12 protein-coding genes and 1 tRNA gene are annotated in these 17378 nt (G+C 56.1%); 6 read left to right on the top strand and 7 right to left on the bottom strand.

Annotated elements, in window-relative coordinates:
• Nucleotides 1-189: 189 nt before the first annotated feature.
• The gene (locus AB1644_06910; GenBank protein ID MEW6050777.1) at nucleotides 190-1386 is read right to left on the bottom strand and encodes a glycosyltransferase family 4 protein; all 1197 of its coding nucleotides are present in this window, start codon (nucleotides 1384-1386) and stop codon (nucleotides 190-192) included.
• A gap of 137 nt (nucleotides 1387-1523) precedes the next feature.
• Here AB1644_06910 and AB1644_06905 point away from each other — a divergent pair, with 137 nt between their 5' ends.
• The 4 genes from AB1644_06905 to priA all read left to right on the top strand — a co-directional run bounded on the left by AB1644_06905 (nucleotide 1524) and on the right by priA (nucleotide 7885).
• A complete protein-coding gene (locus AB1644_06905) occupies nucleotides 1524-2468 on the top strand; it encodes a squalene/phytoene synthase family protein (protein MEW6050776.1) in 945 nt (314 codons plus the stop codon).
• A 116-nt stretch (nucleotides 2469-2584) separates the two neighbouring features.
• The gene (locus tag AB1644_06900) at nucleotides 2585-3958 is read left to right on the top strand and encodes a DUF4139 domain-containing protein (protein ID MEW6050775.1); all 1374 of its coding nucleotides are present in this window, start codon (nucleotides 2585-2587) and stop codon (nucleotides 3956-3958) included.
• A 94-nt stretch (nucleotides 3959-4052) separates the two neighbouring features.
• Complete coding sequence (locus tag AB1644_06895; GenBank protein ID MEW6050774.1) at nucleotides 4053-5420, top strand: tetratricopeptide repeat protein; 1368 nt, start codon at nucleotides 4053-4055, stop codon at nucleotides 5418-5420.
• Nucleotides 5421-5494: 74 nt separating this feature from the next.
• Nucleotides 5495-7885: a primosomal protein N' gene (gene priA / locus AB1644_06890; protein ID MEW6050773.1), complete on the top strand. Its 2391-nt coding sequence runs from the start codon at nucleotides 5495-5497 to the stop codon at nucleotides 7883-7885.
• 24 nt (nucleotides 7886-7909) lie between these two features.
• Here priA and AB1644_06885 read toward each other — a convergent pair whose 3' ends face one another.
• Nucleotides 7910-8899 carry a hypothetical protein gene (locus tag AB1644_06885; GenBank protein ID MEW6050772.1) on the bottom strand — a complete coding sequence of 330 codons (990 nt, stop codon included), beginning with the start codon at nucleotides 8897-8899 and terminating at the stop codon, nucleotides 7910-7912.
• 822 nt (nucleotides 8900-9721) lie between these two features.
• Here AB1644_06885 and AB1644_06880 point away from each other — a divergent pair.
• The gene (locus AB1644_06880; protein ID MEW6050771.1) at nucleotides 9722-11104 is read left to right on the top strand and encodes a radical SAM protein; all 1383 of its coding nucleotides are present in this window, start codon (nucleotides 9722-9724) and stop codon (nucleotides 11102-11104) included.
• A gap of 256 nt (nucleotides 11105-11360) precedes the next feature.
• Here AB1644_06880 and AB1644_06875 read toward each other — a convergent pair whose 3' ends face one another.
• The 5 genes from AB1644_06875 to ispE all read right to left on the bottom strand — a co-directional run bounded on the left by AB1644_06875 (nucleotide 11361) and on the right by ispE (nucleotide 14528).
• Entirely contained in the window at nucleotides 11361-12086 is a 726-nt protein-coding gene (locus AB1644_06875) for a 50S ribosomal protein L25/general stress protein Ctc (GenBank protein MEW6050770.1), read from the bottom strand.
• 37 nt (nucleotides 12087-12123) lie between these two features.
• Complete coding sequence (locus AB1644_06870) at nucleotides 12124-13089, bottom strand: ribose-phosphate pyrophosphokinase (GenBank protein MEW6050769.1); 966 nt, start codon at nucleotides 13087-13089, stop codon at nucleotides 12124-12126.
• A gap of 159 nt (nucleotides 13090-13248) precedes the next feature.
• Nucleotides 13249-13323 (bottom strand) — tRNA-Gln (locus tag AB1644_06865).
• A gap of 16 nt (nucleotides 13324-13339) precedes the next feature.
• Nucleotides 13340-13615 (bottom strand): SpoVG family protein, encoded by a 276-nt coding sequence (locus tag AB1644_06860; GenBank protein ID MEW6050768.1) that lies wholly within the window; start codon nucleotides 13613-13615, stop codon nucleotides 13340-13342.
• Between the two features lie 22 nt (nucleotides 13616-13637).
• On the bottom strand, nucleotides 13638-14528 hold the full coding sequence (gene ispE, locus AB1644_06855; protein ID MEW6050767.1) for a 4-(cytidine 5'-diphospho)-2-C-methyl-D-erythritol kinase: 891 nt from the start codon (nucleotides 14526-14528) through the stop codon (nucleotides 13638-13640).
• A gap of 160 nt (nucleotides 14529-14688) precedes the next feature.
• Between ispE and acnA the strand changes: the two genes are divergently transcribed.
• A complete protein-coding gene (acnA, locus tag AB1644_06850) occupies nucleotides 14689-17370 on the top strand; it encodes an aconitate hydratase AcnA (GenBank protein ID MEW6050766.1) in 2682 nt (893 codons plus the stop codon).
• Nucleotides 17371-17378: the final 8 nt, after the last annotated feature.

The raw sequence follows: 17378 nt of genomic DNA, 5'->3' as shown, positions 1-17378 counted from the left end.
TACACCACCGGGCGGACCCTCCCTTTATTCGCACCTGTTAGGTGCGGCACATGCTAAAGCCGTATGAGATATGTGAGTCATTGCGAGACGGCGCGCTTCGCGGCGGCGAAGCAATCTCGGATTCATTGGCATGGCAGTCGGGCGAGATTGCTTCGGCGAAGCGCCTCGCAATGACTTTGAGGGGAATGCCTACAACCTTCTCGCCCCCCTCACCAACTCCGCGAACTTCGCCGCCAGTGGACCTGAGGCGTACGATTTCAACGCAAACTCATGACCATTGACCGCCAGACAGCTGCGCAGCGGGTCATCGGACATCACGCGTAGCATCGCCTTTGTCAGCGCATCGACATTGTCCGGCGGGACGAGAAGGCCGGTGTCGTCGTGACGAATGATATCAACTATCCCTCCCGACGCTACGCCGATCACCGGTGCGCCGCAGAGCATCGCTTCGGATAAGGCAAGTCCGAACCCTTCCTGAAACGAGTTCAGCACCACCATTCCGGCGCGGTTGTACACTGTCCGAAGTTGCTCCTGCGGAATCGGCGCGAATATAGTCACAGTCTCCTTCAGGCCGAGCTTGGCAATCAACGCTTCAATCTCCGCCTGCATCGGGCCTGAGGCGTACAATTCGAGCCGGGCTTTCGGTTGCTGCTCGGTCACCAGTGCAAAAGCTCGTATCAAATGCCCCACCCGTTTCTGCTCGGCGAAACGCGTTACTGCTACGACGAGGTTTGGCTCGCGAGCAATATTTTCGTCCCGGTAGAAAAGTGTCTCATCATGCGGTAACGGCAAGATCTGGAGAATCGGGGCCAGGGTTGGTTCGACACGGAGAATCTCATCTCGAAGGTATGATGAAACCACGGTCCAGGCTTTCAATTTCGGGAAGAAACTGTGAAAATAGCGCCGCGCCATCTGCAAGTATTTCGACATCAGTCGGATATCGGTACCGTGCGAAGAGAGAATCATCGGCAAATGGAATTTTGCCTCGATGCTTTTCATCACGATCCCCGATGGGATCAACCAGTGCCCGGCGACAACACTGATTCGTTCCGTGTCGATAATCCGAAACGCTGCTTCGCGGTAGGCATCGAGAAAGGCCTTGAATTTGAAAATGCCGGTCACCGAGCCGAGCACCAACTGGTGCATATTGCCGCGATAGGCGATTGACTCATCCTCGTCGCGTTTGGCGTAGCGGAAACGATAGATCGTGACATTGTCCCATTTCTCATATTCAAGTGCGCCCGGATCATGTGGAGCCAGGATCACAGGATCGATTCCATGGTCTGTCAGCCGCCTGGCCAGCAGATGAATGAAGACGCCCGCAAAGTCACCCTGGAAGCGGGGGAAGTTGTGGGTCAATATGAGCAGTCGAAATCTCTCGGCCATAGTCTTCCGTCATTGCGAGGAGTCACGCGTCACGCGTGACAAGCCGAAGCAATCTCTCCCTTCGTTTTCACCACCCGCATCGACGATAAATATACATTTCCCCGCTTGCCCATAACCACTATATTCTTCACCGATTTATGGCCGAATCCAAGCTCATGCTCGACTTTGCACCGCACCTCGATTTCAGCCAGATTCTGACCAATCCGATTCTGGATATCGCGGCGCGTTTCTGGGATGATGACCGCTATCAGGCGTTCAGGGTCTGTTATCGCTCCATGCGGCGAATCGATGACCTGGTCGATGACCGCAAGTCGTCGGCCGGTCCCATTGACTCACGCGAGGCAGCGCAACTGGCAGGTCTCATCAACGGTTGGCTCGGCATGGTGCGAAGGCGTGAACCGACCGATGAGTATCATACCGAGTTCTATGACACGCTGGAACGATTCGACCTGCCGCTCTGGCCATGGGAACGGCTCGGCAAGGCTATGATCTTCGACCTGACCCACAACGGCTTCGCTACATTCGCTGAATTCCTGCGATATTCCGAAGGTGCCGCTGTGGCGCCCGCCTCGATTTTCATGCACCTCTGTGGAATCAGTAACAACGGTGCGGGATTCCGGCGTCCGACCTACGATATCCGTCTGGCCGCGCGGCGTCTGGCCATTTTCTCGTACATCGTGCATATCCTTCGGGATTTTGAGAAAGATCAGAAAGCCGGACTCAACTACTTTTCCGATGACATCGTAACTCGACATGGGCTTACTCACTCGGAAGTGAGACAGGTGGCATCCGGTGGAGAACCTACCCCCAGCTTCCGGGATCTGGTGTGCACGTATGTTCGGATAGGAGCGTACTATCAGCGCCGGGCCCGCCGCACCATTGATTCCATCAAAAGGTACCTGGAGCCGCGCTATCAACTTAGCCTCGAGATTATCTATAGCTTGTACACTCAGATTTTCGAACGGATAGAACCGGCGCGTGGGCAGTTTACCGCTCTGGCATTGGCACCCTCGGCCGGAGAAGTTCAGACACGGATCGAGGAAACGGTGGCGCGATTTGTCGCCTTACCGCTGAAACCGTGAGTCAATTCGGGAAGATATTATTCCTCGATCGGTATTGAGGACAAGAGCGATGAAACAGTCCGTACGGATACGGGCTGGGTGGATTGACGAGCTGGCATGTATAAGGAGTAGATGCTATGAAACGAGGGTTTGTTCCGGGTTTTGCTGCTGTCGCCGTGCCTCTGGTAGCAGTGGCTTTGGGCGGAGGGGCGTTGGCCGACGATCTCACCGTCACCGTGTATAACAGCAACCTCGGCGTTGTCAGCGAATCCCGACAGCTTCAATTCAAAAAGGGGGTGGATCAGATACAGTTCCGCGATGTCCCCAGCCAGATCGATGCTAGTTCGGTCCGGTTCGAGGTGCTCAAATCCGGCTCCAGTGTCACGATTCTCGAACAGAATTATGCCTACGACCTGGTCAGCCCGGACCAGATGTATAACAAGTACATCGACAAGGAGATCGAGCTGATCGACAAGGAAGGGAAGCTGTACACGGGTACCCTTCTGGCCAGTTCCGGCGGAGCCGTGACTCTTCGCAACAAGGAGGGCAAAGTCAAGATTGTCCTTCTCGGGAATGTTACCGAGGTCAACTTCCCCGCGCTTCCCGAGGGGCTGATCACTCGTCCGACGCTGTTCTGGAAATACCAGTCCAACACCGAAGGCGCCATTCCGTGCCGGGTCGGGTACCAGACCTCCGGCCTCAACTGGAGCGCCGAGTACGTGGGAGTACTGGACAAGACGGAGACAAAGCTCGGTCTTTCGGGGTGGTCCTCCATTACCAATAACTCCGGCAAGACATACACCGATGCCAAACTTCGCCTGATTGCCGGGGATATCAGTCGGATCCGGCCGGAACGAGAGTTTAGAATGCTAACGTCCAAGGCGGCCCCGATGGCCGATGGCGCGGCCGGTTTCGAGGAAAAGGCATTCTTCGAGTACCACATGTATACACTCCCCCGAAAAGCCACCGTCTCCGATCGGGAGATCAAGCAGATCGCTCTCTTTGAACCGGCTACGGCCACCGTTCAGAAAGAATATCTGTTTCAACCGGAACAGAATCCGGATCAGGTGAAAGTGGCGGTTAAGTTCAAGAACTCGCAGCAAGCCGGGCTTGGCATGCCGTTGCCGGGTGGGCGGGTTCGGGTTTTCAAGGCCGATGATGACGGTTCCCTGGTTCTGCTTGGCGAGGATCAGATTGACCATACCCCCAAGGACGAGGAATTGGATGTGAAGGTTGGCTATGCGTTCGATATCTCCGCCGAGGAGCGTCTGGTCAACCAAACTCGCGCCTCATCCACGGTCGAGGACCGGGATTACGAGGACGAACTGCGCAACCACAAGAGTGAAGCGGTAAATATCAAAGTAGAAAAGAAGCTCTGGGGGATATGGGAAGTCACCAAAGCGAACTTCGAATACAAAAAGAAAGACGCCCAGACCCTTGTTTTCAGCGTGCCGGTGAAACCTAATGACACGACGATAGTTAGATACTCGGTTCGGTTCACCAACCGATAAGACGGCAGTCGTTGACAAGGCTTGTGAAAAGAGTTACATTCGCCGAGATTTTTGTGCGATTCGGACATGTACAGGAGGTAACGAATTGAAATTGATGACCAAAGGGCTTGTGGTGCTGTTGATGAGCGCTGTTGCGGTCGGCAGTGTCGCTGCGCCCCCAAAGGGGCGCAAACTCCCCGAAAGCGCTTACATCAAGACGGCCAAGATCGAGTTCTCGTACCACACCAAAGAGCGGAACGCCAACGCTGTCTATATGCTGGACTCTCTGTTCATGCACTATGGCCCGCATTCTGAAGGCCTGTACCTGATGTGCCTCATTCAGGATGACTATGCCAAGACCACAGCCGATCTGAAAGCCAAACGGGAACCAATCAGCAAGCTGGTTGCCTACCGGGATTCTCTTCGGATAGCTTGCGCCAGCAAAGAAGTCAAGGCCAAGTACAAGGGTGATTGCGACAAGGCCAGCGTGATCGACTCACTCATAGTGCTTAACTGGCGCAATCTGTACAACGATGGTGTTGGCCAGCTCAATCGGATCGAAGAGGACCTGAAGGCTAAAGAGTCAGAGTCCGACAGCACTACTATCGCGTTCTATCAGAAGAAGATCGATGCCCAGATGGATTCCTGTATCGACAACATGACCCTGGCGGTCATACTGGACTCCACCAACTATCTGCCGTATGTTGCGCTTGGGACTGTCTACGAATACAAGGGGGACAACGAGTCCGGTGTGAAATGGCTGACCAAGGCCATGGTGAACGCCAAAGAGCGGGACAAACTGGCCTCGGAGGTCGCCTACTCCTACATTCGCTCAGGGAAATACTGTGAAGCAGCACCGTACCTTCGGGAATCGATGGTCAACGCCCCTAAGGATACGACACTGGTCGTGACGCTCTACAACCTGGCTGCCTGTTTCAACAACTGCCGGCAGTATGACTCGGCGGTTGCAGTGTACCGCGAACTGCTGGCGATCGCACCGGCTAACGGCGATGCCCTGGTCGGCATGGGGCGCTATTACAATCAGATTGGCCGCACTGCGACTGATTCGGTCCGCGCGGCTGATGAGGCCAAGAACACCGAGGCGGCCAAACGATGGACTGATGCCCGCAACAGCGCCTTCGACTCTTCTTATGTTTATTTCAAACGGGCGTTCGATGCCAGTCCTAAGGATGTCGATGCGGCCGGGCAGTATGGTCTGATCGCTTACATCCGCAACGACTTCAAAGAGGCGCTTGCGGCGTTCACCCGGCTTACCGAGCTCGAACCCCAGAACGCCGAGCATTTCACCTCAGTGGGCGACTGCTATCTGAACTTGAAAGACTGGAAGAATGCCGCCGGCGCCTACGAGAAGGTGGTGGCGTTGGAGCCGGACAACAAACAGATCTGGCAGCGCCTGGCGGACCTATATCAGCAACTCGGGATGAAAGATAAGCAGGCCCTGGCCGAAGCCAAGGGCAAGTAGCCGATTATCGCATTCCGTTCCGACTTCTCGAATAAAGGCAGGTAGTGCGCCTGCCTTTTTCTATATTGGAGACCGTGAGTCCTCAGGAGCAATTCGCAAACGTGGCGGTGGCCGGTCCGATGCGCCGTACGTTCACATATCGCGTCGGCGACGGATCGTCACTGCTCGAACCAGGCCAGCGGCTGCTGGTGCCGTTTGGGCGGACGCGAAAGGTTGGTTATTATCTTGGTTCAGCCGAGCCGCCTCCGCGTATCGAGATCAAACCGATCATCCGCCCACTTGATCCGCAAAGTTATTTCTCGCTGGAGCTATTCAGACTCTGTCTCTGGATAGCCGACTATTACTTCGCCAATCCGGCCGATTGTCTTGCCGCGGCACTGCCGCCATCACTTAAGAAAAACCGAATCAGTACAATGGTGTGGGGCACAGGTGATATCAGTCATCTGCCTCTACAGTTCCAAGCGAAGGCCAAACCCGGAAAGAGGATACCTACCGATACGCTGAAGTCATTGCTGGCGGACCGTGCACTTTGGCGACAGCTTCAGGACAGAGGGGTTGTTGTCGAGGAGTGGCATGACAACGCCGCCACTCTGAAACGCCGATCGGTCGGCTATCGCCTACTCGATGGCGCCAGTCTAAGCGTTGTTTTCGGCGATGAGCCTGCTGACCAGCTTCGGTTCGACAGCGTCTGCACTCGCAAGGAACTGAGACAGTCCGGTTGGAGCGACCACTATATCCGTCGTGCTCTTGCCGCCTCGATACTTGAACCGGTACTCGAAACGCCCAGGCGAACAGTGCTTGATTTTGTCAAACCAAAAGCCGACGTCGTTAACATAGCACTCACCACCGAACAGCGCGTCGCATTGGACTCTCTTACTCAGGCCCTCGACTCCGGATTTGGTGTCTCGCTTCTGCACGGCATCACCGGTTCCGGCAAAACTCTTGTGTACTGCCATCTTGCCAACGAAGTTCTCCAGCGGGGATATACAGTGCTGGTGCTGACTCCCGAAATCTCACTCACCGGCGCTACGCTGGCGTATTTCCGCGGTTTTTTCGGCGACCAAGTCACTGTGATCCACTCCGCCATGACCGAGAAAGAGCGCCTGCAAAGCTGGCAGGGGGTTCGCCGAGGGGACTACCGAATTGCCATAGGCCCGCGCTCCGCGCTGTTTGCACCGTTGCCGAATCTCGGCCTCGTGATTGTTGACGAAGAACATGACAGTTCCTACAAACAGGATGACCCCTCGCCCCGCTTTCATGGCCGTGACTCTGCCATCATGCGGGCCAAACTCAATAACATTCCGGTTCTTCTCGGTTCAGCGTCTCCGTCGGTCGAGTCGTACTATCATGCCAGGACCGGGCGTTACAAGCTGCTCACTCTGACGCAGCGCCCAGGTGTATCGAAACTGCCGCAGGTGCGGGTTGTCGATATGCGGACCGAGGGAGCCAAAGGGGACCTTCCGTTTGTCTCGCTTCCGTTAAAAAACGAAACCGACAAGCGGCTCGTGCAAGGGGAGCAGATAATTTTCTATCTCAACCGCCGTGGCTACGCACCACAGATCAAATGCAACGACTGCGGCCATGTTCCCCTCTGTCCGCACTGCAAAGTGCACCTCACGTTTCACAAAACGCACAGACGACTGCTGTGCCATTACTGCGAATACATGCGCAGCCAGTACGACAGTTGCGAAAAATGCAGCAGCTCGCGGTTTCTTTATCCGGGCACAGGAACGCAGAAGGTGGAAGAGGCTATCGGCCGTTTGTTTCCGAAGGCGCTCACGGTCCGGCTCGATTCCGACAGCGCTTCCGGGCGGCACAGTATCTATCATATCCTGGCCGATTTCGCCCACCGCAAACAAAACTTGCTTCTCGGCACACAGATGGTGACCAAGGGGCTCGACCTGCCGGGTGTCACGCTTGTTGGTGTCCTGTCCGCAGATCAGGGGATGGACCTTCCGGATTTCCGCGCCTCGGAGAAAACGTTTGCGCGCCTGCTTCAGGTTGCCGGACGAAGTGGACGCGCCGACCAGCCGGGAGAGGTGCTGATCCAGACTTATTCGCCGGATAATCCGATTATTGATGATGCCGCCCGTCAGGATTATGTCTCGTTTTACGAGCGCGAGATCGAGACCCGCAAGGATGCTTCGTATCCGCCTTTCGTGCGGTTGGTTAATATCATTCTCTCGGCAGCAAATGAATCCAAACTCGAATCCGCCGCGCGTGATTTTGCCGAACGACTGCGAGCGAATGTTACGACTGCGAAGATACAAGCGAGTCTGCTCGGACCTGCGCCGTGCCCCATGTATCATCTTCGGAAACGGTATCGCAGGCATCTGATGCTCAAAACAAACCAGACCGTGAAGCTGGTGCAGTTGTTGAGCGCGTGGGAGGCGCGCGAGCCCCGTTTCAAACTCCCGGCAACGATCAAGATCGTGATCGATGTCGATCCGGATGATATGATGTGACCTCCCCGTCGCGACGGCTGGTCTCTACGGTGCTATTACGGCCGTGTCCACTCCGATCGTATCTCCTGCGAACGGTGTGGTTGTTCCTCCGATCAACGTGACCACATATTCACCGGGTGACAGTTCATACAATACAGACTCGAGGTTGTAGAAACAGAGACAGAGGCAGGCGTTGAGCGAGTCATTTTCCACGGCCGTGATCTGGTTGCCGACTATCGTGTAGTCGACGTAGAACGCCGGACAACAATTTAGTGGAGCGTTCAGGTGGTGAACGTGCAGGTCATGACCGACTGTCTCCAGAACCATGGTTCCGTTCACCGGAATCGTGTCTGTGCCCACTGTATCACCCTCTATGCCGATGAGCACCACGATCCAGTACTCGTCTCCGTACGGGTACAATCCCTCCCAGACGGACTCGAGGTCGAAATAGCAATAGCAGTCACACAGCTCACCGGTGTCTGATTCGACAGCGGTAATGAACCGGCCGGTCTGCTCATATGTCACGCTGTACCCAAGGCAACACTGATAGTACGCGTTCGTGTGGTACACGTGCAGCTTGCCATTGACAAGCTCGGCGTGCATTTCACCGGCCTGTTCTTCGGATTGGACCCGATTCAGACAGCCTGACTGGCCTGCTGTGGTAGCAGCACCACTCATCGCTTTATTGACGAGATGGCTTAAGCAGGGGCCTGTCACGTCGGTATGGCTTCCCTCAAGGCAGAGTGGTGCCGGTCCTGAGAAAAACAGATAGTCGATAATCCAGGCAAGGTCGCTGATATCGATTTCCCGGTTGCCGTCGCATGTGGCGAACTGGGGGTAGGGGGGCGCTGCCGCATTGAAACACAAAAAGTCGACCAGGTAGGCGATATCCCCAACATCGATTGCTCCGCTGGCGTCGACATCGCCGCATACCTGCTCCGCGCTACGGGCAGCCGTCTGGCTTTGAATGGCGAGAAAAGGGATGCACAGAAGGCACAGACAAAGCACCTGCCGCAAAAGTTTATGCCGGGACATGACAATTCTCCACAGGTCACAGGTGACATATTAAGGGAGCGGCCATAGCAGGGTCGACCCCGGTTTTCTTGTATCCCGATGTCTTTTCACTGAAGCGTTATAATGTACCATTTACTCTCTGTTCTGTCAAGGGATTCACTCGCGCGAGCCAGTTCAGATATTTGGGTTCGTTTTGTCATTTTTTATTTCCGTACGAGGGCGTCGGGTCGCGGTAACCGATGATGTAGCATGGTGATACGCGGATGCACAGGTGCTGATTCGGCTGTGGTGCATTCGCGTATCTCTATATGTGACTTGTGGTTGTGGCGAAAACAACCGGATCGGTTCTCGAGCTAAGTTGTTGAACTGAAAGCATGATACCACCTGCAGGCGCGCTTCACCAATTGTGTGATTTACGATTTCGATCACTGGTGCTCAGAGTTCTCCTGCATTCTAATAACTCAATGGAATCGCAAAGACTAAGGGTTCGGTGGGGAAAGTGGTGATGCAACGGCGCGGGAGTGCGGATTCGGCAGTTGAGTGCCTGTTTGAGAATGCACACCTTTCAGGTGTGGTACCGGGATTTCTCGATCCTTAGTGTCGGATTTGTAGCTCAAGGCGTGTTCGGAACCCGTCTCACGACATTTTACACCACATCGTGTGATAAACGGTCTCGTTTACTATCCACCCACGCATAGCCGCTAAGCGGGGGGAGAGCATGGCAGAATAGCGACTGTGCTGTCTAAATTGCTTGCTGCCCTTGCGGTTACGGGAGAGTGCGGATATGTTGGAAGCGCATGGCACGCGGATTGCCTCGCCATTTGATGAGGAGAGTATCAAGCTATGCGAATACTGTTGGTGTACCCGGACACGGACCCGCTCAGTGTGATACCGCGCGGGCTGATCAATATCGAACCGCTCGGGCTGGAGTATCTGGCGGGGGCACTCAACAACCACGATGTCAGTATCCTCGACATGAAGATGGAAAAGGGGTGGCAGCGCGTGATCGAGCGGCTTCAGCCGGACCTTGTGGGTATCACCGGGACGGTAGTTCACACGCGTCGGATGATCGAAGTGCTCGATTACGCCAAGCGGGTCAATCCGACGTGCGTGACGGTGGCAGGAGGTCCGCACGCGACACTGGTGCCGCACGATTTCGAGGTGCCGCAAGTGGATGTATTGGTGAGCGGGCAAAGGCCTGACAGCTTCCGCCAGTTGGTCGAAGCAGTAGAGACGCGCAGGCCGCTCGATGATATCGAGGGACTACGGTACCGCAATCACAACCGGTGGCATGCAACCAGCATAGGTCAGCCTGCGGCCAATCTCGATCATCTGCCGATGCCGCGACGGGACCTGACGGCGCGGAATCGCCATAGGTATTGTCATCTCGTATGGAAACCGGTGGCGCTGATGGTGACATCGGTGGGATGTCCGCACGCGTGCAGTTTTTGTCCCTGTCCGGCACTGACGGGGCATCGGGTGTTGCGTCGAGCGCCGGAATTGGTGTTGCAGGAGCTTTTGAAGATCAATGAGCCGTATGTGTACATAGGCGACGACAATCTCTTTTTCGATCGGCAACATGCCGGACGGATCGCCGAATTAGTGAAGCAGGCCGGATTGAAGAAGCAGTTCTACGTGCTGAGCCGGGTGGATGATATCAACAAGCATCCGGACCTGATCGAACGATGGGCCGAGAGCGGGCTGAAAAAAGTGTTCCTGGGACTGGAATCACCTGACGACAGCGAGATCAAAGCGCTAAACAAGCGAGGCTCGGTGTCGGAGAACAGCCGCGCGGTGGAGATACTTCATGCCAACGGCGTGGATCCACTGGGAGCATTTATCATCAGGCCGGAATATACACGGGACGACTTCGACCGCGTGCTGGCCTACATGGACCGGATGAGAATATACTATTTCGAGTTCACGGTGCTGACTCCGTTTCCCGGAACGGAGTTCTATGAGCAGGTGAAAGGGGATATCCTGTCACACGACACGCGGCTGTTCGATCTGGCGCACAGTCTGTTTCCGACCAGACTGCCGCTGCACGAATTCTACAGCGAATACAGCAGATTGCATCGTCGCGCAGCGTCGCCGTTCAGGGCATTGCGGTTGAAGCCGGTCAATTCGCCATTCCGACGGATGGCGTATTTCCGGCAGTCCCCGCAGTTGGTGGGATTGTTCTTCTCGGCGAAGCGGGCGTATCGTGAATTGCAGAAAGCGTATTGAGAGAAACCGGGCTTGGAGACATCTGTCTCGCTTCGACTCCGCTCAGCGCGACGGCCGGGCGCTATCGCCTCGCGCTTCACACCCAGCGCAAGCCTTCGTCTTCGCCCAGGCCGGCGGCGGTGGGGTACCCTTGACTTGGGATGTCGGGTTTCTCGGCCGAAGCGGCCTCGGAACCCGACCTACTGCACGGGACAAAAGAAGAACCGCCTGATGGCAAGCGGTTCTGTGAAAGCCCGTAAGTTCGAATAGGCGAGAATTAGCCCTTCTCTTTCCCCTTCTTCTCTTTCTCGTCTTTCTTTTCTTCTTTCTTGGCTTCGCCCGGAGCTGCGGCTGCCGCGGCCGGTGCGCCCTCGGCGCCCTCGGCCGGTGCGGCGCCTTCGGCACCCTCGACCTGGACAGCCTCGACGGCCGGCGTCTCGACCTTAATGATGGTCGGCGCTGAGATCACGACGATCGTACTTGACGATTCGGTGAGCACGTCCACGTTCGGAATTGTAACGTCCCGCACGTGGATGGAATCACCGATGCCAAGATTGGTGACATCGACCTCAACATGCTCGGGGATGTTGGTCGGCAGGCACGAAATCTCGATCTCGCGAAGGAGTGTCTGCATAATGCCGCCCTCCGCTTTCACGCCGATTGGCGTACCGACCAGGTGGACCGGCACCTGGATATGGATTGGTCGGTTCATCGAGATGGCGTGGAAATCGAGATGGGTGATCCGACTGGTGATCGGGTCCCGCTGCATTTCGCGAATAATCACCTTGTTCGGTTTTCCATTGACGTTGAGCGTGAAAATGGTACTCGTGCCGGCTGAGGCCCGGTATGCTTTCCGGAACTCAGCTTCCGGTACCAGGATCGGCATCGGCTCGATCTCGGGACCGTACATGACACCCGGGATCTGCCCGGTGGCACGGATCTTCCGCGCGGACCCTTTCCCCAACGCCTGGCGGGGAGAGGCCGCGATCAATACTTCTTTCATAGACTACAGGTATCCTCCAAACAAACAATTCATTCGTTCATTCAAATCTGTCGTGCGGCGGCTCTTCAAACAGGGAAGAGACCGACTGTTCATCGAAAATCCGCTTGATGGCCTCACCGATCAGTTCCGCGCAGGATAGGACAACATATTTGTCCGATAACGATTTCTTGGACTGATCGATCGAGTCCGAGATGATGACTTTCTTGAGAGGGGACTTTTCAATCCTCTCGAGCGACGGGCCGGAGAGCACGCCGTGCGTACAGGCTGCATATATGTCCAGCGCACCGTTAAGCTTGAGGTGTTCTGCAGCGGTGCAGATTGAGCCAGCGGTATCGACCATGTCATCGCGGATCAGCACGTTCTTGCCATCAACCTCGCCGATCAGGCTCATAACCTCGGAGACGTTGGCTTTAGGGCGGCGCTTGTCGACGATGGCGAGGTCGGCGTTAAGCGATGCCGCGGTGCTTCGCGCCAGTTTGAGCGAGCCGACATCGGGAGGTACCACCACCAGATTATCCAGATGCATGGTTCGGAAGTGGTCGTTAAACGTGCGCGAGGAATACAGGTGATCGTGCGGCAAATCGAAAAATCCCTGAATTTGGCTGGCGTGAAGGTCCATGGTCATGACCCGGTCGCATCCGGCGGTCGTGATCATATTGGCTACCAGTTTCGCGGTGATCGGGACGCGCGGACGGTCTTTGCGGTCCTGGCGGGCGTAGCCGTAGTACGGGATCACTGCCGTAATCCGCATGGCCGAAGCGCGGCGCGCCGCCTCGATCAGCATAAGGAGCTCCATCAGGTTCTCGGCCGGCGCGTTGGTCGGTTGAACGATGAAGAGGTCGGCGCCGCGGACGTTTTCGTTGATCTGAACGAACACTTCGCCATCGGAAAAACGCGTGACCAGACAATCGGTCAGCGGCTGGCCGAGATAGGCGGCGATCCTCTGGGCCAAAGGGATATTAGCGTTCCCCGTGACAATCTTGATTTCACTGCGAACAATCATTTTTCTACCACACTATCGAAACAAAACCTGCTTCGCGACCGCCCGTGCCGCCGCAAACCAGGCTACACTTGCCACCATATCGCTCGTTGCACTGTCGTGCCGAACGCCCGCTTGCTCAAGCACCAGCCGCACGGCACGACGGGGTAAATCCCTGAATTCTGGCTGGGGCGCCAGGATTCGAACCTGGGAATGCCAGCTCCAAAGGCTGGTGACTTACCACTTGTCGACGCCCCAACAGTTGTTGTGCGGCTCAGCTTTGTGCCGCGCGCTGCGCCTTCAACTCGGCCTGGTACGCCTCCAGAACTTTCTGTTCAATGAGACGACGCATGTCGCTGTTGACCGGGTGCGCCACATCCTGGTGCGTCCCGTTCGGTCGACGTCGGCTGGGCATGGAGACGAAGATACCGTTCGCTCCCTGAATGATCTTCATGCCCCGGACGACGAAAGCGTTGTCGAACGTGACGTTGGCAAACCCTCGCAGCTTCTCCTCGTCGCGCAGCGTGACGCGAACTTCAGTAATCTCCACGGTTCCCTCCCGCGGTTAGGCGTCAATACGTTCCGAGGGTGATCGGCCGAACCGTGTGTAAACGCCAATCGCCCCAGCCCTCTACGTTGTCTTGCTCCGTCTCGGGAGCCGCCAAATATATTCCGAAGACCGTCGGACCCGAGCCGCTCATGCGGGCAAGCAGCGCTCTTCGAGCCAATAGCCAGTCCCTAACCTTACGTATTTCCGGGTAGGAGACCAGATGATTAGCTTCAAAGTCGTTGCCCGCGAGCGCCAGGGACCCGATCAGCTCATCAGCCGTCCGGCAAGAGGGCAAGCTAAATGGTTCTCTCGCAACTGTCAAGCCCAAATCCAGTTGGGCATAACTCGCGGCGGTTGATACTTGAAACGACGGTGTTATCAGAACGATCCAGTAATCGGTGGGGAGCTCTATGTCTCGCACGATCTCGCCACGCCCGCTGACCAGGGCCTGCCCCCGGCCAAAAAAGAACGGCAGGTCGGCCCCGATCCGGATTCCCATCCGGGCCATCTGGTCCCGTGATAATCGCAAGTCAAATAGCAGGTTACAGGCAAGGATGGTCGCCGCAGCGTCGCTTGACCCACCACCCAACCCGGCGCCGATGGGGATATTTTTCTCCAATTCGACCCTTATTCCCCGGACTGCATCGAATTTCTCGGCCATGAGACGATACGCCTTGGTCACCAGGTTGTCGTCCAAAGCACCGATCCCGGCAGATGAGCCGATCAGCTGCAGGTCAATCCCGGAGCCGGTGCCTTTCGTGACTTTCATGCGGTCGAACAGGGAAACCGTCTGAAACAGCGAGTTGATATTGTGGTAACCGTCAGGGCGTCTCTCCAGCACTTCGAGAAACAAATTCAGCTTGGCGGGAGCGCCGATCACCACGCGGTCGGAGTCTATTCGTTTGACAAACATCGTCTTCCAAGTTCTCGCCGGTTGTCGGGCACGACAATATAGCTTCCAGGACTCGGCGGTCAACCTTTCCTCGCAGCAGCCCCAAAACCTTGTCATCACGTATTATCTGATGTATACTTGCAAGCGTTGATGATCTGAATTTCAGCGCTGGAGGATACTTGTGAAAGACCACTTTGGAGCTTACACCGAACTAAAGACCAGTTCACAGAAATACAAAATCTTTCGTCTGGACAAACTGCAGAAATTCGGCCGTATCGACCGGCTGCCGTATTCCATTCGCATACTTCTGGAATCGGTACTCCGCCACTGTGACGACAAAATCATAACGGAAGCGGACGTCAAGAAGCTGGCCGGGTATGATCCCAGGAAAGTGGGGCAATTGGAGATACCGTTCAAACCTGCTCGTGTGGTGCTTCAGGATTTTACGGGAGTCCCGGCGGTGGTGGACCTGGCGGCGATGCGCTCGGCGATGAAACGACTGGGCGGGAATCCCAAGAAGATCAATCCACTCGTGCCGGTCGATCTGGTTGTGGATCACTCGGTGCAGGTGGATGCGTTTGCGAGTTCCGATGCGCTTTCCATAAACATGGAGAAGGAGTTCGAGCGAAACAGGGAGCGATATGAGTTTCTTCATTGGGGACAGCGCGCGTTCGATAATTTCCGGGTCGTGCCGCCCGCGACCGGAATCATTCACCAGGTGAACCTCGAGTATCTCGCCAAGGTGGTCATGGTGGTGGATCATGTGGCGTTTCCGGATACGCTGGTGGGGACCGACAGTCACACTGTTATGATCAACGGTCTCGGCGTGCTGGGATGGGGCGTGGGAGGAATTGAGGCCGAGGCGGTCATGCTGGGGCAGCCGCTCTATATGCTCACGCCGGAGGTGATTGGTTTCAAATTGACCGGCGAGCTTTCGGAAGGCGTGACCGGCACCGATCTGGTTCTGACTGTGACACAGATCCTTCGCAAAAAAGGCGTGGTCAACAAATTCGTGGAGTTCTGCGGACCCGCGCTCGACACGCTTTCACTGCCGACCAAAGCAATGGTGGCAAACATGGCGCCGGAATACGGTGCGACCATGGGGTTCTTCCCGGTAGATAACGCCACTCTTGATTATCTGAAGCTCACCGGTCGGTCGCTGGAGGAGATTGAGTTGGTCGAACGGTATACGAAGGAACAGGGGCTGTTCCGCGAGAAGGGGGCGTTGGCGCCGGAATTCACCGATATTATCGAACTGGATATCTCGACCGTGGAATCCTCGCTTGCTGGACCAAAACGCCCGCAGGATCGTGTCGCGCTCTCACACGTGAAACAGGAATTCCGCTCGGCATTGGGTAAACCGCCGGCCGAGCGCGGGTTCGATCTGGCGGCGGTTGACCGCAATAAACGTGTGGCAGTCCGCAATGGGTACAACGCGGAGATTGGGCACGGCGCCGTTGTCATAGCGGCTATCACCTCCTGTACGAATACATCGGACCCGGCAGTGCTCCTCGCATCGGGACTTCTGGCAAAAAAAGCAGTGGAACGCGGCCTGACCACCAGGCCCTACGTGAAGTCATCACTGGCGCCCGGGTCGCGGGTGGTGATGAGATATCTGGAGCAATCCGGTCTCTTGCCGTATCTGGAGAAACTGGGATTTCACAACGTAGGGTACGGCTGCACGACCTGCATTGGTAATTCCGGCCCGCTTCCGGAGCCGGTGGCGACCGCCATCAACGAAGGGAATCTCGTGGCTGCGGCAGTGCTATCGGGCAATCGGAATTTCGAAGGACGTATCAACCCGCTGACGAAAGCAAACTATCTGGCCTCGCCGCCGTTGGTGGTGGCGTATGCGCTCGCAGGCACGGTGGACATCGATCTTGTGACCGAGCCGATTGGAAAGGATAAATCGGGTCAGCCGGTCTATTTGAAAGATATCTGGCCGACCCAGCGAGAGGTGGCTGATGCCATCACAAAATTCGTCAAACCAGAAATGTTCACAAGAGAGTACGGTTCGGTGTTCGACGGCAACCCGACCTGGAATGCCATCTCGGGGAAATCCAGTGATTTGTATGCCTGGGATGAAAACTCGACCTATATCCAGGAGCCGCCGTTTTTCCTGAGCATGACCAATGAGCCGGGAGATGTCGAACCGGTTCGCGATGCTCGCGTTCTGGGCATGGTCGGTGATTCCATTACCACCGATCACATATCGCCGGCTGGGTCGATCAAAGCGGATTCCCCGGCGGGGCGGTATCTTCTCGAACACGGCGTTCAATTCGCGGATTTCAACAGTTACGGGTCTCGGCGCGGAAACGACCGGGTGATGACACGCGGGACTTTCGCGAATATCCGTCTTCGCAACCTGCTGGTGCCGGGATCGGAGGGGGGCGTAACGGTTCATTTCCCGAGCGGCGAGCGAATGTCCATCTATGATGCCGCCATGAAATACCGGGCGGAGAACACGCCACTGGTCATTCTGGCCGGCAAGGACTACGGTATGGGGTCATCGCGCGACTGGGCGGCGAAAGGGACGCTGCTTTTGGGTGTGAAGGCAGTAATCGCGCAAACGTACGAGAGGATCCATCGTTCCAACCTGGTCGGCATGGGGGTTTTACCGCTTCAGTTTCTCGATGGAGAATCGCGAGAAACGCTGGGCTTGACGGGCGAGGAGTTGTTCACGATTGAAGGGTTGTCGAACAAGATCAAGCCACACCAGCGGATCAAAGTGCGGGCGCTGTCGAAAAACGGCGAGAAAGTGTTCCATGCCGTCGCCAGAATCGACACGCAGATTGAGGTAGAGTATTATCGCCACGGCGGCGTACTACCGATGGTGCTCCGGCAGATGCTGAAGAAGAAATAAGGAAAGTC

Source organism: Candidatus Zixiibacteriota bacterium (genome assembly GCA_040753875.1).
GTDB lineage: Bacteria > Zixibacteria > MSB-5A5 > GN15 > FEB-12 > DATKJY01.
This window is presented reverse-complemented; position numbering and strand designations above follow the sequence as displayed.

Excerpts from the sequence above, each read along its gene's own strand:
- AB1644_06910 (MEW6050777.1), bottom strand. The coding sequence starts at position 1,386 with ATGGCCGAGAGATTTCGACTGCTCATATTGACCCACAACTTCCCCCGC.
- AB1644_06905 (MEW6050776.1), top strand. The coding sequence starts at position 1,524 with ATGGCCGAATCCAAGCTCATGCTCGACTTTGCACCGCACCTCGATTTC.
- AB1644_06900 (MEW6050775.1), top strand. The coding sequence starts at position 2,585 with ATGAAACGAGGGTTTGTTCCGGGTTTTGCTGCTGTCGCCGTGCCTCTG.
- AB1644_06895 (MEW6050774.1), top strand. The coding sequence starts at position 4,053 with ATGACCAAAGGGCTTGTGGTGCTGTTGATGAGCGCTGTTGCGGTCGGC.
- AB1644_06885 (MEW6050772.1), bottom strand. The coding sequence starts at position 8,899 with ATGTCCCGGCATAAACTTTTGCGGCAGGTGCTTTGTCTGTGCCTTCTG.
- AB1644_06880 (MEW6050771.1), top strand. The coding sequence starts at position 9,722 with ATGCGAATACTGTTGGTGTACCCGGACACGGACCCGCTCAGTGTGATA.
- AB1644_06875 (MEW6050770.1), bottom strand. The coding sequence starts at position 12,086 with ATGAAAGAAGTATTGATCGCGGCCTCTCCCCGCCAGGCGTTGGGGAAA.
- AB1644_06870 (MEW6050769.1), bottom strand. The coding sequence starts at position 13,089 with ATGATTGTTCGCAGTGAAATCAAGATTGTCACGGGGAACGCTAATATC.
- ispE (MEW6050767.1), bottom strand. The coding sequence starts at position 14,528 with ATGTTTGTCAAACGAATAGACTCCGACCGCGTGGTGATCGGCGCTCCC.